Genomic DNA, 22,249 nt, shown 5'->3' with positions numbered 1-22,249 from the left:
CCGCTCACACCGTTGCGCGCAGGAACACCTGGTTGGTTGTGCTCGAACGTATTTCGACCGATTGGATCTTGTCCGCCGGGGCCGAGGTGATGCCGTCCGCGGTCACCGTCTGGCCGGGATGAGCCGACCACTGCGCCACCATCGACTGCGTGCCGTCGGTGTGCACCACCCACAGCGCGCCGTCCCAGGTGTAATCGGTATCCGACGGCGCGTAGTTGCACGACATGTTCACCCGCGTACCGGAATTCAGCTGTGTGAGAGTGAAGTTCGCGGTGATCGGAGACGGAATCACCTGATCCATCTGCCGCTCCGTGACCACCTGCTCGGCGGTGGGCGGATTGTTGTGCTGGGTGTGCGCGACGGTGATCGGGATGGTGATGGCGACCGCGGCCGCGGCGGCGGCCACCGCACCGGCCAGGGCGAGCTAGGACCGCTGCGGCTGCGCTTGCGCTCGCGCGCCGCTGCCAGCGAGGCGGGGGGCTGCTCCGGCTCGGTGCGCCGGTCTTCGGCGGGGGTTTCGCGGACCGCCGAAGTGCCCGCGTCGGGTGCGGTCGTGCCCGTCTCGGTGGCCGGGCCGCTGCCGTGCGCTTCGAAGGGCAGTATCCGGGCGCCGCCGGTGGTGGCTTCGCTCGCGCGCACCCGGTTCAGCAGGGCGTCGAACCCGGCGTCGCCGAAACTGCCGGCATGGTCTGCGGCGGCCCCGTCGTCGATCAGCGAGAGAGCGACGTCACCGGGAATGTGGCTGAGCAGTCCCGGCAAGCCCGACAGGTCCGTGATGGCGAGCCTGCATTCGGCGCATTCGGACAGATGCGCCTCGTATTCGAGCCGCTGGTCGGGAGCGAGGGCGCCGAGCACATACGGTGCATCCCAGGTCGCATAGTCGTCGTGTGACGCGGTGTCGGCCGATGTCATTTCGTCACCCCCATCTCCTGTAGGGCCGAACGCAACGCTCGCATCCCGTAGTGCATCCGGGATTTGACAGTGCCCTCGGGAATCGCCAATTCGTTCGCTATCTGGTGTGTCGACAGTCCGCGATAGTAGGCCCGCACGATCACCTCGCGGTGATCGGAGCTGAGCCGAGCCAGCGCGTCGGTGATCACCCAACTGTCCACTGCGCGTTCCGCCTCGTCCGGAGCCGCCTGTTCGGGCGGCGTGTCGGTGCCGTACTCGCGCCGATGCCGCGCACTGCGGAATTCGTCGACCGCGAGATGCCTGGCCACTGTGAACAACCACGCCCGCGCCGAGGCCGTCGACTGGTCGAGGACCTGCGGACGCTGCCAGGCCCGCAACAACGTCTCCTGCACGATGTCCTCGGCCCGTCCGGCATCGCCGACCAGGCTGTAGGTGTACCGCCACAGCGTCGGTGCGTGTTCGTCGTAGAGCACCCGCAACAAATGCGCCCGGGAGGGCGCCGCGTCGACGGGGGGGATCGCGGAGTCAGACATGGCTGCCGACCGGGCGTATCCGCCGCCTCGGTCGAGGCGAGCGTTGGGGGACCACACTCCGTGGATACGTAATCAATTGCGTTCTAGTTCGATGGGGTGTGTCGCCAGTAGCGACAGCGGCAGCGGCTGCCGGCGCAACACGTGCGCCCACAGATCGGTGCGTCCCGCCAACGGATCCGACGGCAACGCCGACAACACGATCCAGTCCCCGCGTTCCAGTTCGCCCTCCAGCTGACCGAAGGTCCATCCGGCATAGCCGGCGAAGATGCGGATGCCCTCGACCAGCGGTGCGATCGAATCGGGGTCGGAGTCCAGATCGAGCAGCGCCACGCGACCGTCCACGCGGCGCAGCCCGCGAATGCCATCGATCGAGGCACCGACGCGGACCGTGGTCAGACACAGTGCCGAATCGCGCTTCACCGGCCCGCCCACGTACAGCGTGCGGGGCCCGGCCGCGAGATCGGCCCAGCGTGGTAGCACGTCCTGCACCGCGGTTTCGCTCGGGCGGTTCAGGACGACACCGAGACTGCCCGCATCGTTGTGTTCGACGATGTAGATCACGGTGCGCCGGAAAGTGGGCTCGACCAGCTCCGTTGCCGAGACCAGCAAGGTGCCGGGCCGCACCGCCTGTTCCTCGTACCGGGATTCACGTCTCGGGCGGTCGCCGTGTTCCTCTGCGCGTGCCACGCTAGTCATCATCGCACCGTCGCGGGGCGCGCGCTGTGTTTAGTGGTGCGTGATTCGCGGTTCGGTTCCGAAGCGCCCACCCCGATGTGCCCGCCGGCTACTGCGGCAGGCCGAATCGTTCCCGCGCCCATTGCGGCACCGTCGCCAGATAGCGCGGCCGGGATTCGACGAAGTGGTGCACCATCGCGCACAGCGGCAGGATGCCGTAGCCCTGTTCCACGGTCCGGTCGAGCGCACCCTGCACCAGCAGACGGCCGTAGCCCTGGCCCTCGAACTGCGGATAGATCTCGGTGTGCACGAAGGCGCGCTCGGAGGCGGTGTCCTGATAGGCGGCCACCCCGGCGTGCTGTCCGTCGACATACAGTTCGAATCGGTCGAGCTGTGAGTTGTCTCGAATCTCGATGTTCTGCTGCGCACCCTGCGTCATTCGCTGAGCCTAGAGCGTGTCGATCGCCGACGGTGCGCGGCTACGCCGACATCCTTCCCCGTGTCGGACGTGGTTCGAGTTGTCGCACCCGGCGCGGCTGGCGACAATGCAGGGGCTCGAGTGGTCGGATGCTCGATGCGGCGACGGCCGTCGACCGGCCGGACGGGGAGGCGGCGCGGATGGGACGACGGGGACTACCTGTGGCGGCGCGATCGGCCACCGTTGCGGTACTGACGGCGGTGCTCGCCGCGCTGGCGCCGGCGACCGCGCATGCCGAGCCGGATTTCGGGACGTGCCCGGCCGGCTCCGTCGGCGACGGGCGGCCGACGCGCTGCGCGTCCATCTCGGTGCCGAGGGACTACGCCGCACCGGACGGTTCGCGAATCGCGGTGACCGTCAGCCGAATTCGCGCGAGCGGGCAGCGTTACGGCACTCTCTTCGCCAATCCGGGCGGACCCGGTGCGGACGCCCTCGACTACTGGGGCGTCCGGCTGGCCCAACTGCCGAAGGAACTGGTCGAGCACTACGACCTGGTGGCCGTACAGCCGCGCGGACTGCGCTGGTCGACCCCGCTGACCTGCGGGGCCGAGATCGCGCAGGACGGTGACCACGAGCGCGAATCACTGCGGAAGGCATGTGACGCCGCCCAGCCCGGCTACCTGCGGACCATCACCACCGAGACCACGGCCCGCGATATGGATGCGGTGCGCGCGGCGCTGGGGCTGGAGCGCATCGACTTCCTCGGCATCTCCTACGGGACCTATCTGGGCGCGGTCTACGCGTCGCTGTTCCCGCAGCATGTCGACCGGATGGTGCTGGACTCGAATGTCGACCCGCAGTGGGTGTGGACCGAACAGTTCGCACAGCAGCAGCTCGCGGGGAAACAGCGGCTCGACGACCTGTTCGGCTGGATCGCCCAGCACGACAATGTCTATCACCTGGGCGATTCGGCGCTGCGGGTGTACGAGACCTGGGTGCGGCTGGTGTCGGCACAGGGCGGCGGCTGGTACGCCAACCTGACCCCGCCCCCGGTGTCGGCGGCCGACCTGCCGCGCGAGCTGCCCGCACCGCTGCCGGCCGTGGCACGCGCGGGCGTGAACGCCGGCGCCGAGGAAATGGGCAAGGCCCAGAATTTGGTGCGCGCGTTGACCTCCGGCGGCATGTCGGCCCAGGTGCCGTTGGTATCGGCGACCACCGTGGCCGCCTACGCCCGCGGCTTCTGGCCGAGTCTGGCGCAGGCGATGGCCGAGGCGAATGCGCAACCCGGCGATCTGCGGCGGATGCGCGCGATCGCGGGCGTGGCGAGCACCGACCCGACCGGCCAGGCGGTGTTCTCCGCGATCACCTGCAACGAGAACGCGGTGCCGGCCCGGTGGGACGCCATCGGTTCGGCGGCCGCCATCGTCGCTTCCGGCGGCAACGCCCTCGACGCCCGCGCCGATCTGGTACGCAGCGGATTGGCCTGCGCCGACTGGGATCCCGTGACCAAGCCGACGCCGATCGCCGACCACGGCCTGGCCACCGCGCCGCTGATACTGCAGAGTCGCAACGACGCGGTGACCGCGTACCCCGGCGGTCCCGCGATGGCGGCGGCCCTGCACGGACATCTGATCAGCGTCGACGGTGGCGACCACGGCACCTTCGGTCGCGGTAACGCTCCGCTCGACGACGCCGTGATCCGGTACCTGCGTACCGGCGAGGTGAACATCGATCACGTGGATCAGGCGCCCATGCCGTGACGCCACGGTCACCGGTGTGGCGGCCGGGGCGTCGGCCCCCGGCTGAGCGGCGCAGTACGGTGACCGGAGTTCGATCTCTCCGGAGGAATGGGGTTGCGATGGCGCGGCGGGTAGTGGTGGCGCCGGACAAGTTCAAAGGGTCGCTGGCGGCGCCGGGGGTGGCCGCGGCGCTCGCGGCCGGAATCGCGCGCGTGGCGCCGGACGCCGAGATTCAGCAGGTGCCGGTGGCCGATGGCGGCGACGGCACCGTCGACGCCTTCGTCGCCGCCGGGTGGGAGCGGGTACCGGTCGACACCGTCGGGCCGACGGGTGCGCCGCATTCGGCGAGCTACGCGGTGCGCGGGAATACGGCCGTGGTCGAATTGGCCGCAGCGGTCGGATTGGTCGAATTGCCCAGCGGCCGAACCGATCCGATGGGTGCGGGCACGTACGGGCTCGGGGTGCTGATCCGCCACGCCCTGGACCACGGCATTCGGGAGGTCGTGCTCGGACTGGGCGGCAGCGCGTCCACCGATGGCGGCGCGGGCATGCTGCAAGCGCTCGGGCTGCACATCCTCGACGAGGACGGCGTCGAAATCGGTTCGGGGGCAGCGGCACTGGCGCGCGCACGACGCCTCGACCACTCCGATCTGCACCCGGCCGTCCGGGATGCGGCCTTCGTACTCGCCGGGGACGTCGACAACCCGCTGCTCGGACCGGACGGCGCGGCAGCGGTTTTCGCGCCTCAGAAGGGTGCTTCCCCGCGGCAATGCGCCGAACTCGAAGCGATCCTGGCGCATTGGGCGCATCTGGTCGACGCGAGCGGTCGCGCGTTCGGGACGGGGGAGGGGCATCAGCCCGGCGCCGGCCTGGCCGGGCATCCCGGGGCGGGCGCCGCGGGGGGTACCGGATTCGGGGCCATGGCGGTGCTCGGGGCGCGGCAGCGGTCCGGGATCGAGGTGATTCTCGAGCTGATCGATTTCGCCGGTCGGGTCCGGGACGCGGAGTTGGTGGTCACCGGCGAGGGGGCGATGGACGAGCAGACGTTGCGCGGGAAGGCGCCCGCCGGAGTCGCTGCGGCCGCCGCGGGTGTGCCGGTGGTCGCCGTCGCCGGACGCTGTGCGCTGAGCCCGGAGCGACTGCGCGCCGCGGGCTTCGCCCGCTGCTATCCGCTGAGCGACCTCGAATCCGATCCGGTTCGCTCGATCGCCGAGGCCGCCCGCCTGCTCGAAGAAGTCGGTGCCCGGATAGCGCGCGACTACCTGGGCTGACCCGCCCTCATGCCGTCGCGGTGTCGAGCAGTCCGTCGCGGCGCCGTTCACCCCACTGCTCGAGCGGGCGCAGGGCCGCGGCCAAGTCGATCCCCGAGGGAGTGAGCGAATATTCCACGCGCGGAGGAATTTCGGGGAACACCTCCCGGCGGACCACGCCGTGGGATTCCAGATGGCGGAGATTCTCGGTGAGCACCTTCTCGCTCACCCCGGGCAGCAGGGCACGAATGCGGCCGAAACGCTGCGGGCCCTCGCCCAGCACCCACATCAGGTGCAGTTTCCACTTGCCGCCGACCACGTCGATGGCCACCGACATCCCACATACCGAGTGATCTGCATCACTGTCGTTCGCCATCTCGGCCTCCTGACCATTTTTCGAACTTCGAGGTAAGCAACCGCACGTCGACGTGCGTTATTGCCCCGGACGCGGATCCCGGTGACGATCGAATCCGGCGCCGATCGGAAGAACTTCGAAACACCAAGGAGTACACCATGTCCGAACGTTCCTCCGTCACGGTGATCGGGCTGGGCCCGATGGGCCGGGCGATCGTGCGCGTGCTGCTGGCCGCCGGCACCGAGGTGACGGTCTGGAATCGCAGCGCCGACAAAGCCGAGGCCATGGCGGAACTGGGCGCCCGGCGCGCCGAGTCGGTGGCCGACGCGCTCGAGCGCAACGAGGTGATCATCCTGAGCCTCACCGACTACGCCGCCATGTACGACGTCCTGGGCCGGGCTCCGGAACGGTTGCGGGACAGGGTGATCGTGAATCTGTCCTCCGATTCGCCGGAGCGCACCCGCGCGGGCGCCCGATGGGTGCGCTCGCACGGGGCGCGGTTCCTGTCCGGCGGGTTCATGTCGGCCGGCGACAACATCACCCATCCGGCGTCCTACATCTTCTACAGCGGTCCACGCGAGGTCTTCGACGCCCATGCCGACCTGCTGCGCCCACTCAGCGCACCGGAGTACCTCGGCGCCGACGACGGGCTGGCGCAGTTGTTCTACCAGGCTCTGCTCACGCTGTTCCATCCCTGGCTGATCGGCTACAACCAGGCCCTGGCCGTCGTCGAACGCGCCGGGCACGACATCGACCGCTTCCTGCCCTTCGCGCAACGCTCCGCCGAGGCGTTCCCCTTCTTCATGGCCGAATACGCCACCGCCGCGAAGTCCGGCGGCTGGGGTGACGACGCGGCCGCCCGGATGATGGTGGCGGGTGCGGCCCATGTCGTCGAGACCAGCGCGGAGGTGGGGGTGGACGCCACGCTGTCGCATACCGTGCGGGAGCTGTGGGAGAAGGTGGTCGCCGCCGGCGCCGGACTGCCGATGTACCGGCTACTGCGCGACGGAGCCTGAGCGAAAGTCAACGGGTGCAGAGGAATTCGATCGCCGCCGCGTAGCCCCGGATCCCCATCCCGGCGATCACCGCGGTGGCGATCGGCGAAATGTAGGAATGGTGCCGGAATTCCTCGCGTGCGTGCACATTCGAGATGTGCACCTCCACGATCGGCACCTCGGGAATCACCAGGGCATCGCGCAGGGCGACCGAGGTGTGGGTCAGGCCGCCGGGATTGATCACGATCCCGGCTTCCACCCCGCGCGCGGCGTGGATCCGATCGATCAACGCCCCTTCGGAATTGGATTGATAGGCGGTGATCTCGCGATCGAAGCGGGCGGCGGTCTCCCGGCACAGCTCGACCACGTCGTCGAGGGTGTCCGAGCCGTAGACCTCGGGCTGGCGGGTGCCGAGCATATTCAGATTCGGGCCGTTGAGCACGAGAATCGGTGCCATGACCGGTACCCTAGCCCGGTCACAGGCCGCGCGGCCCCTCGGCTCGCAGGTCGTCCACCTTGCGCATCGCCGACCGCAGTTCCGCCAACCACTCCTCGGCGTGCTTACCGGCCAATTTCACCGTCCAGGCGAGCGCATCGGCGCGGGAGCGGGCGACCCCGGCGTCGACGAGCGTGTCGAGCACCTTGCGTTCGGGCTGGCGCAGCCGCGTCATCACCGGCACCGAGAGATGGGTGAACAGGGTGCGTTCCCCGTTGACCGAGACGCCCCAGGCCACATTGCGGCCGTAGCGCGCCTGAGCCTCCTGGGCGATCTGCATGCGTGCCGGCCGGGTCGATTCGCGGAAGCGCGCGATCAGGCCGTCCACCGTCGCGGGAGACGGTTCGGATCCGGCTTCCTCGTCCTCGCTCGATTCGGGTGCCGGCAGCGCCAGTTCACCGATCACCACAATCTCGTCGCGGTCGATTTCGATGGTCGCCGGACCGCTGAACCACTCGCTCGGCAACCTTCCGGCGAACCAGTCCGGAGCGTCGGCGGCGTCCGGAAGATCCGCTTGTTGCCAGCCCCCCGGCCGCCCGAATCCACGTCCGTGTCCGTGTCTCATGATGTTTCCTCACTGCGGAAGTTCCTATGTAACTGTGATTACAAGATTACTCCGCATAAATGCACCCCGGGTTTCGCTGTCGGAGGAAAGGGGAAGCTTCCGAACACGTCCGCCGATTTCGCCGACCGGCTGCAACGGATGTCGGTGATCGGGCACTATTGTGGTCGCTGAGCATGGAAGATGCGGTCGGTGCCTAGGTGGGACCGCGGGCAACTCCTTCGGGTACCGTTGGTCTTGTTGCTGGAGTGACAAGAGTGAAGAGTGGGCGACATGGATGTGTGGGGATCCCGCCGCTTTCGCGTTCGGGGCGCAGTGGCACTGGCCGCAATTGCTGCCGTAGCGATCGTGATGGGGTCGTGCGATTTTCACAGCACGCCGAGTGGACCCGAAGCGGTCGTCGAGCATTTCACCCAGCTAATGGACGATCGCGATGCCGCCGGCGCCGCCGCACTGACCTCGTACCCCTCCGGTGCCGAGAGCACTCTGAAGTCGATGTTCGACGGACTCCAGCCCGGTAAGCCCGATTACAAGCTGGTTCAGTTCATCAGCCTCGACGGCGATTCGGCGATGTTCAACCTGAAGGCCGCCTGGAACTTCGGGCCGGGTAAGGACTGGAGCTACGACCTGCAGGGCAATATCCGCAAGCTGGCTATCGGCTGGCGGATCTCCTGGGACCCCACCGTCGTCATGCCGCAACTGGATTACAAGCGGTCGGTGAAGCTCGTCCGCACCGAGGCGACGCCGGCTCCGAAGGTCAACGACAACGACGGCCGGCCGTTGCTGACCCAGCAGACCATCAACGTCATCAAGGTGGATCCCACCAAGACGGGTGATCCGGTCGGCACCACCAATGCCCTGGCCGATGCCATCGCGCCGGTCGCGCCGCTGATCACCGGTGCCTCGCTGATGCAGCAGCTGGCAGGCTCGCAGGGCAAGCCGATCACCGCGGTGAGCCTGCGCGAGGACGATTTCGCGATTCTCGAGCCTCGGATGGCCTCGATTCCGGGCGTGGTGATGGAGAAGCAGCCGAGGCTGATCGTCGCCGACCGCCGGGTGTGGTCGCCCATGACCGATGCGCTGCAGAAGGTGTGGCAGGAGAACCGGGATCAGCACGCCGGCTGGGGTGTGCAGCTGTTCGAGCCCGACGGCCGGATGGTCACCCAACTGGCCGGATATCAGGGTCCGCCGGGGCCGGACATCGCCTCCACGATGGACCAGAAGTTGCAGCGTGCGGCCGAGGACGCGGTGGTCAGTGTCGGTACGGCGGCCTCGATCGTGGCGATACAGCCCTCCACGGGTGCCGTGGTCGCGGCGGCCCAGAACAACTACGCCAGCGCCCAGGGCGCGCCCGCATTCACCGCCACCTATCCGGTCGGCGGTGCGATGGACCTGTTCAAGGCGGTCGCCTCGATCGTGAAGAAGAAGGCGCCGCAGGACGTTTCGGTGCAGGATGCGGCCGAGGCGGCGGCCATGCTGGGCGTCGGCATCGGGTTCAAGGTGCCCGGACTCGACGAGACCACGGGCCGGCTGCCGATCGGTGGTCGCGGCGTCGAGCAGGTCAAACAGGGCACCAACGATCCGATTCTGGCCAGCCCGTTCGGGATGGCGATCGCAGCGGCCACGATCGCGCGCGGATCGGTGGCTCCGCCGATGATCGAGATCGGCCGGCCCGGCACCACCGAGGCCAAGCTGGAACCGCTGCCCGGCGATGTGGTCGACAAGCTGCGCGGCATGCTGCGCGACGCGACCGGAAGCCCGCAGGAGGTGACGGTCGCCCGCTATGCCGGGGTCACCGCCTTCACCGCGAATGCCGGCTCGGACGGATGGCTGCTCGCCAATGCCGGTGACCTGGCCTTCGCCATCCACATCGACGATATCGACAGCGGCGATGCCACCTCCCGGATGGCCGCGCGGATGCTGCAGTCGCTGGCCACGCCGGACGACAACAAGTAGCGGTCGCGGGCGTCAGTTCACGGATGCGCCGGTGACTCGAATGCGCCGGGCGGCGGGGATCCACACCGCGCGCCAGCCCAGCAGGAAGACCGCGAGAACGGTCGCCGCGACGATGACGAAGCTGACCGCAGTGCCCTGACCGCTGATCACTCGCAGCACCATGCCGCCGATCAGCGTCGACAACCACACCACCACGCCGGTCGGCCACACCGCCGATCCGTCGAATCGTGCGAGCGCGTCGGACAGTCGCCCGCGGCCGGCGATCGCCGGAGCAATCACCCAGCCGATCAGCAGACCGGCGCCGAACGGCCAGACCGTGCGCAGCAGACCCGCCGCCACCGCCTCGTCGTGGCTGCGCCGGCCGATCGCGCAGAACACGATCACCAGCACGACATCGATCAGCAGCGGCAGCCATTTCCTCACGGTCGCCAGGGTAGTGACAGCGGTGCGGCAGCCGGATTCCGGGACCGCTCAGGGCTGCGGTTCGCCGTCGGGTTCGGCCGGTCCGGGCGAATCGCCCTCGCGAAGGGGCCGGTTCGCGCCGCTGTCGGCGCGGCGGGGTTCGGCGAGCAGGGCCGAGCGCTGTTCGAATTCCTGCTCGAACTGCGCATCGCCGAGCTGCGGATTGCGGAAGCGGAAGACGAAGACGATCCAGCCGATGATCGCGACGAGAATGAAACTCACCATGCGGTAGACGAAGGCGGCGGCCACCGCCTGCGCCGCCGGCAGTCCCGCGGCGGCGGTGAGGCTGTAGATCAGGGTGGCATCGACGTAGACGATGCCACCGGGTGCGAACGGAATGGTGCCGACCGCCTTGCCCACACTGAAGGCGATCAGCAGGCCCGCCCAGCGCGGATCGGCGCCGACCGCGTAGCAGGCCGCACCCAGGCAGGCCACATCGCCGAGCCGATGCACGACCGCCCAGAACGCGACCCACGCGGCATCCCGCCGGTGCACGTCCACCGATTCCAGCTGTCGCAGCACCTCGTCGACGTGCGCCAGCCCGGCATCGGCCGGATGTCGCCGGATCCGGTTGACCAGCCGCACCCCGCGGCGCACCAGCGCCTGCAGCGCACCGGGGTTACCGGATATGTATTTGCCCGCCCACACCAGCAGCGCCACCGCGCCCAGCGTGAGAACCAGCTTCCACGGACCGATGCGATTGCCGACCAGCAGCGCGCCGCCCACGCCGAGCAGCAGCATGCCGCTCGTCGCGACCACGCCCGACATCAGCAGCTGCCAGGACGCGACGATCGGGCTCGCACCCCAGCGGCGGGTCTGGCGATAGGTGAAGGCGGTGGAGAACACCTGGCCGGCGGGCAGCGACACCGACATCGCGGTGGCTCCGTAGACGACCGATACCGAGGCGCGCTGCGAGACGTCGACCCCGCCCGCGCGCAGCAGGCGTTTCTGGATGCGGCCGAATCCACTCATCGACAACGCCTGCATCCAGACGCACACGGCGACCCAGCCCCAATGGATCTCCGTGAGGTTGCGCCAGGAATCGTGCAGGCGCGGCCACAGGTATACGCCCTCGGCGATCAGCAACGCCGACAGGGCAACGCCGAGGGCCCATTTCAACCAGCGGAACCTGCGCCGCGCGGGCCGCGCCGGTTCGCCGCCGGGTTCAGCGTGGGCCGTCACGACGCCCAGCCTAGTGGGGTCGGGCCCGAAGGCGGCAGTGGCTCATCCGAGAGCCTTCGGCCACGCGAGCCGGGTCTTGCGGCGGCGACCGCGCAATTGCACCTCGTCGCCGGAGATCCACTGCTTCTGTTCGTCGTCGTCGGCGAAGTACAGGGCGCTGCCCGAGGCCAGGACGCGGCCCGGATGTTCCTTCGCCAATTCGGTGAGGCGCGAGGCCTCGTTCACCGGATCGCCGATCACCGTGTACTCGAAGCGATTCGCGGCGCCGATGTTTCCGGCGACGGCGAGGCCGGCCGAGACACCGATGCCGATATCCAGGCCCTGCACCTCGCGCAGCGCCTCGCGCAGATCGCGGGCCGCGGCCAGCGCGGCGGTCGGCGCGTCCGGACGGTCCAGTGGCGCACCGAAGATCGCCAGCGCCGCATCGCCGACGAACTTGTTGATCAGGCCGTTGTGCCGGTCGACCACATCGACCACCACCCGGAAGAATTCGTTGAGCAGGCTGACCACCTCGGTGGGCGGCCGCTCGGCGGCGGTGGCGGTGGAGCCGACCATATCCACGAACAACACGGCCACGAACCGGGTTTCACCACCCAGTTCGGTGCCGTACTCGAGCGCGCGGCGGGCCACTTCCTCGCCGACGTGCTGGCCGAACAGTTCCTGCAGTTCGCGGCGCTGCGCGGCCTCTTCCATCATGCGGTTGAAACCGACCTGCAGCAGGCCGATCTCGCTGCCGTCGAACACCTCGACCTGGACATCGCGCGCACCTCCCTGCACCCGGTTGATCGCTCGGGAGAGCTGCCGCACCGGGTCGGAGATGCTCGACGCGGTGAGCATCGACAGCGCCAGCGCCTGCATGATCACCACCCCGCACAGCAGCAGAATCGAGATGGCCAGCGACTGCGCCGAGAAATGCACCTGCGACGTGATCTGGGTGACACACAGCAGCACGATCGCGATGGTCGGCGCGAATGTGCCCATGCCCCACGTCATCGCCATGCGCGTGCCGACACCGGGGGTGAGGGTGTGATCGAAGGTGCCGGTGGTCAGCGCGTGCGCGGCCACCGGGCGCAAAATTCGTTCACCCAGCATGTAGGTGAAGCCGAACACGATGGTGGCGGCCATACATTCGGTGACGATCACCGCACCCGCGAGCTCGGGTGTTTCCACGATGATCCGCGCGGCCAGCACCGCACCGCCCACCAGCCACAACAGCAGGTGGAGGATGGACTGCCGCAGCGGCGCGTGCAGGGCCGCCATCTGTTCCTGGCGACTGGGCGGACCGCCGCGCATCTGCCAGCGCATCACCGGTCGCAGCATCAACGCCGAGGCGGTGACGCTCAGGAATCCGCCGATCGCGAAGACCAGCGCCGGAAGCAGCAGGCCGGCGCGCCGCAATCCGTTCGGCGTGCCCTCGGGCGCGGGCAGCCCGTACTGGATGAACGCGTAGACCAGGACCGCACCGAAGGCATTGGCCGCCAGCATCGATGCGAGGTACAGCGGCCAGCGCGTTCGCATGGTCTGTTTGACCGCTTCCAGAGGCGCTGACACGATGACCAATCTAGCGGGGCGCGTCGTAGGTCACCGGATTCGGGCGGAGCGGACACGTGCCGGTTGCGTCCCCGGCCGATAGGCTCGCGGCGTGAGTGGGGACAGCAAGACCTCCGGGAATCCGGCCGAGCCTGCCCCGGCGGGCGTCGCATCGGCGGCTTCGAGCCGAAGCGCACCCGATCGCGGGCGCGAGCGCAGCGCGGCCGACTCGGTGCATCCACTGGTGCGTCAGGGCGCCGAATGGTGCTGGCGATTGTTGATCATCCTGGTGGCGGTGCTGGCGGTCGCCTACCTGGCGCACAAGCTGACCACGGTCGTCATTCCGGTCGCGATCGCCCTGCTCGCGGCGGCGCTGCTCTCGCCGCTGGTGGATCTGCTGCAACGCCTCGGAATGCCGCGCGGCATCGGCGTATTCGTGGCCCTGGTCGGATCGCTGGGCTTGCTGGCGGGGATCTTCACCTTCGTGATCGAGCAGTTCATCACCGGTGTGCCGCAGCTGACCGACGAATTCAAGACCAGCATCCACACCGTGCAGGACTGGCTGATCAACGGTCCGCTGCATCTGAGCAACGACCAGATCCGCAACGGCGGCAATACGATCATCAAAACCCTGGAGGCCAATCAGGATTCGCTGACCAGCGGCGCCCTGACCACCGCCGCGGCGATCGGCGAATTCTTGACCGGCGCCTTCCTGACGCTGTTCATCCTGATTTTCTTCCTCTACGGCGGCGACCAGATCTGGAACTTCGTGACCCGGATCGTGCCCACCCCGCAACGTGAACGGGTGCGCACCGCCGGGCGGCTCGGCTTCGGCACGCTGATCGGATTCGTGCGCGCCACCGTCGTGGTGGCGGCCGTCGACGCCATCGGCATCGGCGCCGGGCTGGCGATTCTCAGTGTGCCGCTGGCCCTTCCGCTGGCATCGCTGGTGTTCATCGGCGCCTTCGTCCCGATCGTCGGCTCCCTGCTCGCGGGCTTCATCGCGGTCTTCCTGGCCTTGATGACGAAGGGTTTCGTCACCGCGCTGATCGTGCTCGGCATCACGGTGGCGGTGATGCAGCTGGAAGGCCATGTGCTGCAACCGTTGTTGCTGGGCCGCGCGGTGCGCATCCATCCGCTGGCGGTGGTGCTGGCGATCACGGCGGGCGTGGTGCTGGCCGGTATCGCGGGCGGTCTGCTGGCGGTGCCGTTCGTCGCGGTGATGAACACCGCGATCCGTTCGTTGCTGGTCGGCAGCCCGGAAGAGCTGTATCAGGAACTCAATACCGGGGAACCGGGGGAGCCGATGTTCCACGCCGATGCCGACCGGCCCGAGCCGGATCGCTACCGCCGGGCCGAATCGCGGTCCGATGCGGACGGCGGTGATGCGGACGGCGGTGATGCGGACGAGGGCTGAGTCCGCGGGCGTCACGCCGCCCGCCGACTCGACCGCGCCGGGACCGACGGCCGCGACTGCGCTGCTGTGGCGGGCGGCGCAGGTGTTTCGCCTGGTCACAATGCTCTACGCGGTGGGCCAGCAGGTCGCCTCGGTGTCGTCGTACGAGCGGCAGCCGCTGAGTTGGGTGCTGATCGGGATGCTGGTGCTCTGGTCGGTCGTCTCGGCGCTGTGGTTGTCGCGCTGGTCGGTCACCGGGTGGGAGCGGCGAGCGGTGGTGATCGGTGACCTGGCGGTCGCCGTCGGGCTGATGGCGGCGACTCGGCTGGTCGCCGACTACCCCTGGTACCACGGGCATCAGACCCTGCCGACCACGCTGTGGGTGGCGAATGCGGTGATGTCGGCGGCGATCGAATGGGGTGCGCTCGGCGGCGTGCTCGCGGGGCTGGCGATTTCGGTGGTGAGCATCGTGGTGCGGGAACAGTGGGAGTTGGATCTGTGGTCGGATGCGACCGCGCCCGTGCTGGTTTCGGTCGGGCTGGCCATCGGGTTGGCGGCCGCGACGGCGCGGCGCGCGCAGGGGCACCTCGAGCAGGCGATGCGGTTGTCCGCCGCCACCGCCGAACGCGAACGGCTCGCCCGCGAAGTACACGACGGGGTGCTGCAGGTCCTCGCGTACATCAGTCGGCGCGGCAGTGAAATCGGTGGACGCACGGCCGAATTGGCGGATCGTGCCCGCGAACAGGAAGTCGCGCTCCGGGTGCTGATCTCCGAACAAGGCAGGGACGGTTCGGGTCTCGACGCCCGCGCGGAGCTGCGTGCGCTGCTGAGAGCCTTCGCCGCGCCGTCGACCGCGGTCTCCGCGCCCGGTGAGCCGGTGACGATCGGGGCACGGACCGCCCGGGAGATCGCCGCCGCCGTCGGTGCCGCGCTGTCCAATACCGCGCTGCACGCCGGCGCCGAGGCGAAAGCCTTTGTGCTGCTGGAGGATATGGGCGATGCGGTGGTGGTCAGTGTGCGCGACGACGGGCCGGGGATCGCGCAGGGCCGGCTGCCGGCCGCGGCCGCCGAGGGGCGGATGGGTGTCTCGCATTCGATCGTCGGGCGGATCGAGGCGCTGGGCGGCACCGCCGAACTGCTCGACACCGCCGACGGCACCGAATGGGAATTCCGGATTCCACGTGACGGGGAGCAACGATGAGGACATCGGAAGACGTCGCGGCAGAAGATGTTTCGGTGATGGTGGTCGACGACCATCCGATGTGGCGCGACGGCGTGTCCCGCGATCTCACCGAAGCCGGTTTCCGGGTGGTGGCGACGGCGGACGGCGCGGGCACGGCCGCGCGCCGGGCCGCCGCGGTCCGACCTGACGTCGTCCTGATGGATATGCAACTGCCCGACGGCAGCGGAGCCCAGGCCACCGCGGAAGTGCTCCGCGTCTCGCCGCGCAGCCGAGTACTGGTGCTCTCGGCCTCGGACGAACGCGGTGATGTGCTGGAAGCCGTCAAGGCCGGGGCGAGCGGCTATCTGGTCAAGAGCGCGTCGGCGGCCGAGTTGATCGACGCGGTGCGGGCGACGGCCGCGGGCCAGGCGGTGTTCACGCCAGGCCTGGCCGGTGTGGTGCTCGGCGAATTCCGTCGCATCGCCGGGGCGGGGGCCGATAGGAGCGCCGAGCAGCCCGTCCTCACCGACCGCGAAACCGAGGTGTTGCGGCTGGTGGCGAAGGGTTTGTCGGCGAAACAGATCGCGACCAGGCTGAGCGTCAGCCATCGCACGGTGGAGAACCACGTGCAGGCGACGCTGCGCAAACTGCAGCTCGGCAACCGGGTCGAACTCACCCGGTATGCCATCGAACAGGGCCTCGAGTAGGGGCCGGATCAGGGATTGCCCTGATGTGCTGCGGCCGCGGCGTCGGTAGCCTCGTGAACATGGGTGGTGAGACCGTTTCCGCCCCGGGGTCCGCGGGAACCGGGGGAGCCGTAGGCGACCGTGACCTGCGAGTATCGGATGCCGAACGCGAACATGTCGGGACCCTGCTACAGCGCGCGGTCGGGCTGGGCATGTTGTCGCTGGGCGAGTTCAGCGAGCGGATGGATACCGCGCTGGCGGCCAAGACGCGCGGCGAACTCAACGCCGTCCTGATCGACCTGCCCGGGATTCGCCTTGCGGGACAACCGAATCCCGCCCAGCCGACCGCCTCGCCCGGACCGGCTCAGACGTGGCGGTGGGGTGCCCCCGCCGGACGCACCGAGGCCGAAACCGCGATTCGTCCGCGCCTGTCCGGCGTCACCCGCAAGGGGCCGTGGCAGGTGCCGCCCTCGCTGTACGTCAACAGCTATCTGTCGGGCGTCACCCTGGATTTCACCCAGGCCGTCATGTCGACCCAGGTGGTCGAGATCCGGGTCGACGATTTCTGCAGCTCGCTGACCATGATCCTGCCCGGCGAGGCGACCGTCGACCTGAACGGCGTGGAGCTGATCGGTTCCAGCGCCAACAACAAAGTGCGCACCGGGCCGCCGATCGGACCGCTGCACATCATCGTGCACGGGCGCAGCCGGTTCAGCTCGATCACCGCGAAGCATCCGTTCGGCGTGCAGTGGAAGAAGCTGATGTCGGGGTTCTGATCGCTATTCGACGACCTCGCCGAGTCCGATCATGTTTCCCTCGCTGTCGCGAAACCACGCACCCCGTTCCGCGCGTCCCTTGCTGGGGTAGTTCCCCTCGATCTCCATGATCCCGCCGACGGTGCCCGAGTACTCCTCGAAGACCACGCCGCGCTCTCGCAGGGCGGCCACGGTGCTCTCGATATCGTCGACGTAGAACCCCAGTTGGGTGAAGGAACCATCGGACGCACCGGCCGACGCGAACAGGCAGAAGACCCCTGACGCCCCCTCGTAGCGCAGCCCGCCCGGGCGCTCCTCCACGGGTTCCAGACCGAGTTTCTCGGCGTACCAACGCCTCGCCTGTTCCAGAGCCTGCGTGGGGACGCGTGCCTCGATCCGCGCGGTGTTCAGCATGGGCGCATCGTAGAGCCGCGAGCCGCGGGCCGGTACGAAGCCACCGGCCCGCGCAGTCGATCAGTCGCGGTTCTGGCGGCGTAGCAGTTCGTTGACGCTCACCGTGCGGCCGCTGGTGCGATGCTTACCCTCGTCGTCGGGATCGGCCGGTTCCGGCTCGGGGCGACGACGGGACGAGCGCAGATCGGCCATCCACTGTTCGATGTTGTTGCGGTTGTCGTCACCCGGTGCGTCGGGGTGGTCGGCCGGGTTTCCGGACGCATCGGATTCGGTCGCGGCCGTGGAATTCCCGGGCTCGGGCGCCGTCGGACCACCGGCTTCACCGGTGCCCATCGAGCCCGGACCGTGCGGCGAGCCGAGGTCGCCTCGGGGCCCCGAAGCCGGTGCGTTGTGGCCGCCGGCCGGTGGCCGGTGGCCCGGATTCGCCGGCTCGTGCAGCTCCTGGGTCGCATCGGTGTCCTTCGGCTCCCGGGGCGTGGCGGGAGGCACACTGCCCGGCCCGGATTCCGTTGTCCGCGTAGGCGAATGCCGCATGCCATCGGGCGGGATGCGCCGCGGCGGCTGCACGGCCGGCGGGCGGCCTTCGGGGGCTACTCGCTGCGAGCGACCGGGCCCCTCGGGAGCGGCCGGAGGTCCGCTGTGGCCGGGCCGACCGGCGTCCGGCGCCGGCCCGGTGCCCTGGGCGGGAGCCTGTCCAGGGTGGTACGGCGGGGCGTCCGGACGATAGAGCTGGGCGCGGACCGACGGATGCGGCGGCACCTTCGCCGGTTTCGGCGGCAGCACCCGCGGCGTGGTGCCGACCGGAGCGGTCGGCGGCACGGAATCGGTGGCGTCGGGAGCGGTGTCCGGCGCGGGCACCGTCCGGGGCGGCATACCGGGGCGGACGACCTGCGGCGGCCGCACCACGCCACGGTTCGGGGCGGTATCCGAACCGGGCAGCGAGACCGAGGGCGGTGCCGAAGGCGCTTGCGGCGCTTGGGGTTCGGGAGTGCCCGACGGGGCCTGTCCCGGATTCGGCGAGGTGCGCCCCGGCATCGGGGCCGCGCCGAGCACGCCGGGAGTGCTGCCGGCATCGGCCGAGCGGGCCGGTTGCGGCGTTCCCGCGCCCCGGACCGGCTCCTCCGCGGCGGAGGAACCGCCGATGACACCGGATTCGCCGATGACACCGGGACCGCCTGGGGTCCGAGGCGGCTGCGGGCGGCCGGAGGGAGGCAGCACGCGGGAGGATCGGATGCCGGGCGTTTGCGGCGGGGTTGTCGGGCGCCCGGCCTCCGGGCCGGACGGCGTGCGGACCGGGGCGGCGTCGGCAGAGGCCGAGGCGGCGGGCCGTGCCTGATTCCCGGTGCCGTCCGAGGCATCGGCATCACTGTCGCCGGACGAGGCATTGCCCGAATCGGCCGACGGCGCATCTGCGCCGGAGTCCGACCGGCGGCGGCCGAAACGCTTGCGCTTCGGGGACTTTTCCGACTTCTCAGCCTCAACCGGCTTCTCCGACGCCGACGAATCGGCTGCCGCGGCCGCCGGGGGAGCAACGGCTTTCGCTCGCGATTCCGTCGACTCTCCGGTGCCCGCCTTGGACCGCGCGGTCCGCGACGCCGACGACTCGGAGCCTTCGGACCGAGACGCCTCGGGGCTCTTGGCGCGAGTCGCGCGCGTGGACGTGCCGGCCGCGGCCGGCACGATGCGATCCAACTGCTCGGTCGGCGCCTCCGGGTCGACCCGCAGGAACTTCAACCGCCGCGGCTTGCGCGGGCCCTTCGGCGTCCCGTCGGGCAGCTGCGGCAGCTGCATGGTCACCGGATCGGTGACCGGCGTCGTCTTGACCAGGTCGACGACCTCGCCGGTGCCGGGACGCTCGTCGTCGAGGATGGGTTCGCCCAGGCCGATGCGCTGCTGAATGCGCTTCATCCAGGCCGGGGCCCACCAGCAGTCGTCACCCAGCAGTTTCATGGTCGCGGGAACGAGCAGCATGCGCAGCACGGTGGCGTCGATGAACAGCGCGGCCATCATGCCGTAGGCGATGTACTGCATCATCACCAGATCGGAGAAGGCGAACGCGCCGACCACCACGAGCAGGATCAGTGCCGCGGCGGTGATGATGCGCCCGGTCTGCGCGGTTCCGGAGCGCACCGACTCGGTGGTACTCGCGCCCTGGGCGCGCGTCTCCACCATGCGGGAGAGCAGGAACACCTCGTAGTCGGTGGACAGGCCGTAGATCACCGCCATGATCAACACCAGTACCGGCGACATGATCGGCTGCGGCGTGAAATTGAGCAGTCCGGCGCCGTGGCCGTCGACGAAGATCCAGGTCAGAATGCCGAGCGTGGAGCCGAGGCCCAGCGCGCTCATCAACGCCGCCTTGATCGGCAGCACCAGCGAGCCGAAGGTCAGGAACATCAGCAGCGTGGTCACGAAGACGACCAGCACGATCATCAGCGGCATGCGATCCAGCAGCGAATCGATACTGTCCTGCATCAGCACCGGCTGGCCGCCGACCATCAGATCCACATCGTCGGGCACGCTGATCGAGCGCAGATAGGCGATCGTGTCCTCGACGTTCGCGTCCGGCGCCATCGTCGCCTCGGACACCCAGACATCGGAGCCGTTCGGCGGAATGCCGGGCGTACCGAACGGATCGGTGAGTCCGGGTGCGCCACTGGCCTCGTCGAGGATGGCCTTGATCTCGCCGGTGTTCTGCGTGGTGATGACCAGCTGGATCGGGTCGGTCTGGCGCAGCGGGAAGATCTCGTCGAATTTCTCCTGCGCCATGCGGGTCGGATTGTCCGGCGGCAGGTAGGTTTCGCTGATACCGCCGAACTTCAGGTTCTTCACCGGGATGATCAGCAGCAGCAGGATGATGCACAGCGGCACCGCCACCTTCAGCGGATGCTTCATCACCCACTGCGTGGTGCGGCCCCAGAAGCCGTTCTCGACCTCTTCGGCGGTCTTGGTCTTGCGGAACCGCTTGAATCCCAGCGCGTCGACGCGCGGTCCGAGGATCGACAGCAGCGCGGGCAGGATGGTGAGCGAGGCCAGCGCGGCCAGCAGCACGGTCGCGATGGTGCCGTAGGCGACCGATTTCAGGAAGCCCTGCGGGAACAGCAGCATGCCGGCGCTGGCGGCGATGATCATGGTCGCCGAGAAGGTGACCGTACGCCCGGCGGTCATCACTGATCGCCGTACGGCCTGGCGGGTGGTGTAGCCCTCGGCCAGCTCCTCGCGGAACCGGCTGACTATGAACAAGCCGTAGTCGATCGCCAAGCCCAGGCCGATCATCGACACCACGGCCCCGACGAACGAGTTCACCTCGGTGACATGGGTGATCGCCATGACGATGCCGTTGGCGCCCAGGACGGTGAGACCGCCGATGATCAGCGGCAGGGCCGCGGCGACGATACCGCCGAAGATGAAGAACAGCAGGATCGCGACGGCCGGAATGGCCAGCATCTCCATGCGCTTCTGGTCGGAGGCGATGGTGTCGTTCAGCTCTCCCGCGACCGGCTGCATGCCCGCCAGCTGGACATCCACGCCGGGGATGTAGAAGGCGTTCTTGACCGCGCGGTAGTTGTTCATCGTGGTCGTGTCGTCGTCACCCTTGATGGCGACCGAGGCGAACGCGTACTTCTTGTCCTTACTACCGGTGGCCGAGGCGCTCCAGTCGCCGGTCTCGGTCTTCCAGTAGGCGACGTTGACCTTGTTGATCTGGTCCGGATGGTCCCTGGGCAGGCTGTTGAGATTGTCGGTGATCTTCCGCCCGAACTCCGGATCGTCGATGGTCTTACCGTCGGGCGCGGTGTAGAGCACGATCACATCGGACATGTGATCGCGGCCGTAGACCTGGTCCTTGAGCACCGCGGCCTGCGAGGACTCCGCACCGGGGTCGAACCAGCCGCTGGAGCTCAGATGGTTTTCCAGACCGAACCCGTACGCCCCCAGGGCGAGAAGCGCGGCCACCGCTACACCCAGCACGGTGTAGCGGAACCTGTGGACCAGCTCGCCCCAGCGGGTGAACACTAAGCGACTCCTTGAGCGGGGCGGGAGGTGAGCAGTGCGGACAGCGGCCGGAAGGGCTGCAGCCAGGCTCCCTCGTCGGGCAGCGAGTCGAGGCTGACCCGGGGCAGCGGTTCACGGAACACACCCGGGATGTCCTCGAGGTCGACGAAATCGAGGATATCGGACGTGACAGCCCAACTCGCGTGCTCGCGGAATCCGAGCACCTGGACCGGAACCCCGGTGGCCGCGACCTCCTCGAGCGGTTCGCGGAAGGCCTGACCGTCCGCGGAGGCCACCATGATCCCCGCGAGACCGGCTCCGCCGCGGCGTAACTGGATATGTGCCAGCATGTCGCTGTCGACGTCGGAATCCTCGTCGATCTTCGGTTTGGCGAAGACCGCGTAGCCGACGTTGCGCAGCGCCTCGACCCACGGACGCACCACATCGGCGGTCCCGGGGGCGATATTGGTGAAGACGGTGGCCTCGGGTTCGATGCGCTGTGTACTGCCGGCGGACAACTCGGCGGTACGCGCCAGCAGCCAGCGGCCGAGTGCGTCGAAGCGCGGCCGGTAGGCCGCGGTGGGACGGCCGCCGAGGATGGCGCCCAGGCCCATATCGAGGTTCGGTGCGTCCCACACCAGCAGCACCCGTCGCACCCCGGCGGGCTCGGCGACCGGCGTCGCGGGGGCCGCCGCGCCGGCGACGACGTCCGATTCGTCGCCGCGCACTGTTCCGGCAACCTCGTCGGCCGGCTGGGCCATCTCCCTGAGACTCATAT

Annotated in this window: 22 protein-coding genes; 8 read left to right on the top strand and 14 right to left on the bottom strand. The window is 69.0% G+C overall.

What is annotated here, in order from left to right; genetic code table 11:
• Positions 1 to 4: 4 nt before the first annotated feature.
• The 5 genes from NN2_RS07170 to NN2_RS07150 all read right to left on the bottom strand — a co-directional run bounded on the left by NN2_RS07170 (position 5) and on the right by NN2_RS07150 (position 2,559).
• Entirely contained in the window at positions 5 to 301 is a 297-nt protein-coding gene (locus NN2_RS07170; protein WP_082856787.1) for a hypothetical protein, read from the bottom strand.
• Positions 289 to 912 carry a zf-HC2 domain-containing protein gene (locus NN2_RS38915; protein ID WP_082856786.1) on the bottom strand — a complete coding sequence of 208 codons (624 nt, stop codon included), beginning with the start codon at positions 910 to 912 and terminating at the stop codon, positions 289 to 291. The genes NN2_RS07170 and NN2_RS38915 overlap by 13 nt, the downstream gene beginning before the upstream one ends.
• Positions 909 to 1,445 carry a sigma-70 family RNA polymerase sigma factor gene (locus NN2_RS07160; RefSeq protein ID WP_063011490.1) on the bottom strand — a complete coding sequence of 179 codons (537 nt, stop codon included), beginning with the start codon at positions 1,443 to 1,445 and terminating at the stop codon, positions 909 to 911. The genes NN2_RS38915 and NN2_RS07160 overlap by 4 nt, the downstream gene beginning before the upstream one ends.
• A gap of 72 nt (positions 1,446 to 1,517) precedes the next feature.
• Positions 1,518 to 2,141: a YqgE/AlgH family protein gene (locus NN2_RS07155; protein WP_082856791.1), complete on the bottom strand. Its 624-nt coding sequence runs from the start codon at positions 2,139 to 2,141 to the stop codon at positions 1,518 to 1,520.
• A gap of 88 nt (positions 2,142 to 2,229) precedes the next feature.
• Entirely contained in the window at positions 2,230 to 2,559 is a 330-nt protein-coding gene (locus NN2_RS07150; protein ID WP_063011488.1) for a GNAT family N-acetyltransferase, read from the bottom strand.
• A 128-nt stretch (positions 2,560 to 2,687) separates the two neighbouring features.
• Between NN2_RS07150 and NN2_RS07145 the strand changes: the two genes are divergently transcribed.
• Entirely contained in the window at positions 2,688 to 4,298 is a 1,611-nt protein-coding gene (locus tag NN2_RS07145) for an alpha/beta fold hydrolase (protein WP_245658580.1), read from the top strand.
• A gap of 98 nt (positions 4,299 to 4,396) precedes the next feature.
• Complete coding sequence (locus NN2_RS07140; protein WP_063011487.1) at positions 4,397 to 5,548, top strand: glycerate kinase; 1,152 nt, start codon at positions 4,397 to 4,399, stop codon at positions 5,546 to 5,548.
• A 7-nt stretch (positions 5,549 to 5,555) separates the two neighbouring features.
• Here the strand turns inward: NN2_RS07140 and NN2_RS07135 are convergent, their stop codons facing one another.
• Positions 5,556 to 5,903, bottom strand: coding sequence for a winged helix-turn-helix transcriptional regulator (locus tag NN2_RS07135; RefSeq protein WP_030514208.1), 348 nt, complete (start codon positions 5,901 to 5,903; stop codon positions 5,556 to 5,558).
• A 92-nt stretch (positions 5,904 to 5,995) separates the two neighbouring features.
• Between NN2_RS07135 and NN2_RS07130 the strand changes: the two genes are divergently transcribed.
• The gene (locus tag NN2_RS07130) at positions 5,996 to 6,898 is read left to right on the top strand and encodes an NAD(P)-dependent oxidoreductase (protein WP_255407313.1); all 903 of its coding nucleotides are present in this window, start codon (positions 5,996 to 5,998) and stop codon (positions 6,896 to 6,898) included.
• Between the two features lie 7 nt (positions 6,899 to 6,905).
• Here NN2_RS07130 and aroQ read toward each other — a convergent pair whose 3' ends face one another.
• Together aroQ and abmR are read right to left on the bottom strand one after the other, a co-directional pair.
• Positions 6,906 to 7,334, bottom strand: a complete 429-nt coding sequence (gene aroQ / locus NN2_RS07125; protein ID WP_062966518.1) for a type II 3-dehydroquinate dehydratase — start codon at positions 7,332 to 7,334, stop codon at positions 6,906 to 6,908.
• A gap of 19 nt (positions 7,335 to 7,353) precedes the next feature.
• Entirely contained in the window at positions 7,354 to 7,938 is a 585-nt protein-coding gene (gene abmR, locus NN2_RS07120) for an ATP-binding transcription factor AbmR (RefSeq protein WP_030514211.1), read from the bottom strand.
• A gap of 270 nt (positions 7,939 to 8,208) precedes the next feature.
• Here abmR and NN2_RS07115 point away from each other — a divergent pair, with 270 nt between their 5' ends.
• Positions 8,209 to 9,891 carry an NTF2-like N-terminal transpeptidase domain-containing protein gene (locus tag NN2_RS07115; protein WP_063011570.1) on the top strand — a complete coding sequence of 561 codons (1,683 nt, stop codon included), beginning with the start codon at positions 8,209 to 8,211 and terminating at the stop codon, positions 9,889 to 9,891.
• Between the two features lie 12 nt (positions 9,892 to 9,903).
• Here NN2_RS07115 and NN2_RS07110 read toward each other — a convergent pair whose 3' ends face one another.
• From NN2_RS07110 to NN2_RS07100, 3 genes are read right to left on the bottom strand one after another with little or no spacing between them, the layout of a single operon-like run.
• A complete protein-coding gene (locus NN2_RS07110; protein WP_063011483.1) occupies positions 9,904 to 10,314 on the bottom strand; it encodes a DUF3054 domain-containing protein in 411 nt (136 codons plus the stop codon).
• Positions 10,315 to 10,362: 48 nt separating this feature from the next.
• Entirely contained in the window at positions 10,363 to 11,535 is a 1,173-nt protein-coding gene (locus NN2_RS07105; RefSeq protein WP_063011481.1) for a lysylphosphatidylglycerol synthase transmembrane domain-containing protein, read from the bottom strand.
• 42 nt (positions 11,536 to 11,577) lie between these two features.
• Entirely contained in the window at positions 11,578 to 13,053 is a 1,476-nt protein-coding gene (locus NN2_RS07100) for an adenylate/guanylate cyclase domain-containing protein (RefSeq protein WP_063011568.1), read from the bottom strand.
• A gap of 244 nt (positions 13,054 to 13,297) precedes the next feature.
• Here NN2_RS07100 and NN2_RS07095 point away from each other — a divergent pair, with 244 nt between their 5' ends.
• The 4 genes from NN2_RS07095 to NN2_RS07080 are packed head-to-tail and all read left to right on the top strand — an operon-like array spanning position 13,298 to position 17,085.
• On the top strand, positions 13,298 to 14,482 hold the full coding sequence (locus NN2_RS07095; protein ID WP_063011564.1) for an AI-2E family transporter: 1,185 nt from the start codon (positions 13,298 to 13,300) through the stop codon (positions 14,480 to 14,482).
• Positions 14,466 to 15,662 (top strand): MacS family sensor histidine kinase, encoded by a 1,197-nt coding sequence (gene macS, locus NN2_RS07090; protein WP_156511244.1) that lies wholly within the window; start codon positions 14,466 to 14,468, stop codon positions 15,660 to 15,662. The genes NN2_RS07095 and macS overlap by 17 nt, the downstream gene beginning before the upstream one ends.
• A complete protein-coding gene (locus tag NN2_RS07085) occupies positions 15,659 to 16,330 on the top strand; it encodes a response regulator (protein ID WP_082856785.1) in 672 nt (223 codons plus the stop codon). Before macS ends, NN2_RS07085 begins: the two co-directional genes overlap by 4 nt.
• 59 nt (positions 16,331 to 16,389) lie before the next feature.
• Positions 16,390 to 17,085 carry a DUF1707 SHOCT-like domain-containing protein gene (locus NN2_RS07080; protein WP_051755533.1) on the top strand — a complete coding sequence of 232 codons (696 nt, stop codon included), beginning with the start codon at positions 16,390 to 16,392 and terminating at the stop codon, positions 17,083 to 17,085.
• A gap of 3 nt (positions 17,086 to 17,088) precedes the next feature.
• Here the strand turns inward: NN2_RS07080 and NN2_RS07075 are convergent, their stop codons facing one another.
• The 3 genes from NN2_RS07075 to NN2_RS07065 are packed head-to-tail and all read right to left on the bottom strand — an operon-like array spanning position 17,089 to position 22,247.
• Positions 17,089 to 17,478: a VOC family protein gene (locus tag NN2_RS07075; protein WP_063011472.1), complete on the bottom strand. Its 390-nt coding sequence runs from the start codon at positions 17,476 to 17,478 to the stop codon at positions 17,089 to 17,091.
• Positions 17,479 to 17,538: 60 nt separating this feature from the next.
• On the bottom strand, positions 17,539 to 21,492 hold the full coding sequence (locus tag NN2_RS36125) for an MMPL family transporter (protein WP_063011470.1): 3,954 nt from the start codon (positions 21,490 to 21,492) through the stop codon (positions 17,539 to 17,541).
• Positions 21,492 to 22,247, bottom strand: coding sequence for an NYN domain-containing protein (locus NN2_RS07065; protein WP_030514222.1), 756 nt, complete (start codon positions 22,245 to 22,247; stop codon positions 21,492 to 21,494). Before NN2_RS07065 ends, NN2_RS36125 begins: the two co-directional genes overlap by 1 nt.
• Positions 22,248 to 22,249: the final 2 nt, after the last annotated feature.

This window comes from Nocardia nova NBRC 15556, assembly GCF_001613005.1.
GTDB lineage: Bacteria > Actinomycetota > Actinomycetes > Mycobacteriales > Mycobacteriaceae > Nocardia > Nocardia nova.
Note: the sequence above shows the minus strand (reverse complement) of the source record. Positions and strands in the feature narration are given on the sequence as shown.

Coding starts and splice junctions, on each gene's coding strand:
- NN2_RS07170 (WP_082856787.1), bottom strand. CDS start 301: ATGGATCAGGTGATTCCGTCTCCGATCACCGCGAACTTCACTCTCACA.
- NN2_RS38915 (WP_082856786.1), bottom strand. CDS start 912: ATGACATCGGCCGACACCGCGTCACACGACGACTATGCGACCTGGGAT.
- NN2_RS07160 (WP_063011490.1), bottom strand. CDS start 1,445: ATGTCTGACTCCGCGATCCCCCCCGTCGACGCGGCGCCCTCCCGGGCG.
- NN2_RS07155 (WP_082856791.1), bottom strand. CDS start 2,141: ATGACTAGCGTGGCACGCGCAGAGGAACACGGCGACCGCCCGAGACGT.
- NN2_RS07150 (WP_063011488.1), bottom strand. CDS start 2,559: ATGACGCAGGGTGCGCAGCAGAACATCGAGATTCGAGACAACTCACAG.
- NN2_RS07145 (WP_245658580.1), top strand. CDS start 2,688: ATGCTCGATGCGGCGACGGCCGTCGACCGGCCGGACGGGGAGGCGGCG.
- NN2_RS07140 (WP_063011487.1), top strand. CDS start 4,397: ATGGCGCGGCGGGTAGTGGTGGCGCCGGACAAGTTCAAAGGGTCGCTG.
- NN2_RS07135 (WP_030514208.1), bottom strand. CDS start 5,903: ATGGCGAACGACAGTGATGCAGATCACTCGGTATGTGGGATGTCGGTG.
- aroQ (WP_062966518.1), bottom strand. CDS start 7,334: ATGGCACCGATTCTCGTGCTCAACGGCCCGAATCTGAATATGCTCGGC.
- abmR (WP_030514211.1), bottom strand. CDS start 7,938: ATGAGACACGGACACGGACGTGGATTCGGGCGGCCGGGGGGCTGGCAA.
- NN2_RS07115 (WP_063011570.1), top strand. CDS start 8,209: ATGGATGTGTGGGGATCCCGCCGCTTTCGCGTTCGGGGCGCAGTGGCA.
- NN2_RS07100 (WP_063011568.1), bottom strand. CDS start 13,053: ATGCGAACGCGCTGGCCGCTGTACCTCGCATCGATGCTGGCGGCCAAT.
- macS (WP_156511244.1), top strand. CDS start 14,466: ATGCGGACGAGGGCTGAGTCCGCGGGCGTCACGCCGCCCGCCGACTCG.
- NN2_RS07085 (WP_082856785.1), top strand. CDS start 15,659: ATGAGGACATCGGAAGACGTCGCGGCAGAAGATGTTTCGGTGATGGTG.
- NN2_RS07080 (WP_051755533.1), top strand. CDS start 16,390: ATGGGTGGTGAGACCGTTTCCGCCCCGGGGTCCGCGGGAACCGGGGGA.
- NN2_RS07075 (WP_063011472.1), bottom strand. CDS start 17,478: ATGCTGAACACCGCGCGGATCGAGGCACGCGTCCCCACGCAGGCTCTG.
- NN2_RS07065 (WP_030514222.1), bottom strand. CDS start 22,247: ATGAGTCTCAGGGAGATGGCCCAGCCGGCCGACGAGGTTGCCGGAACA.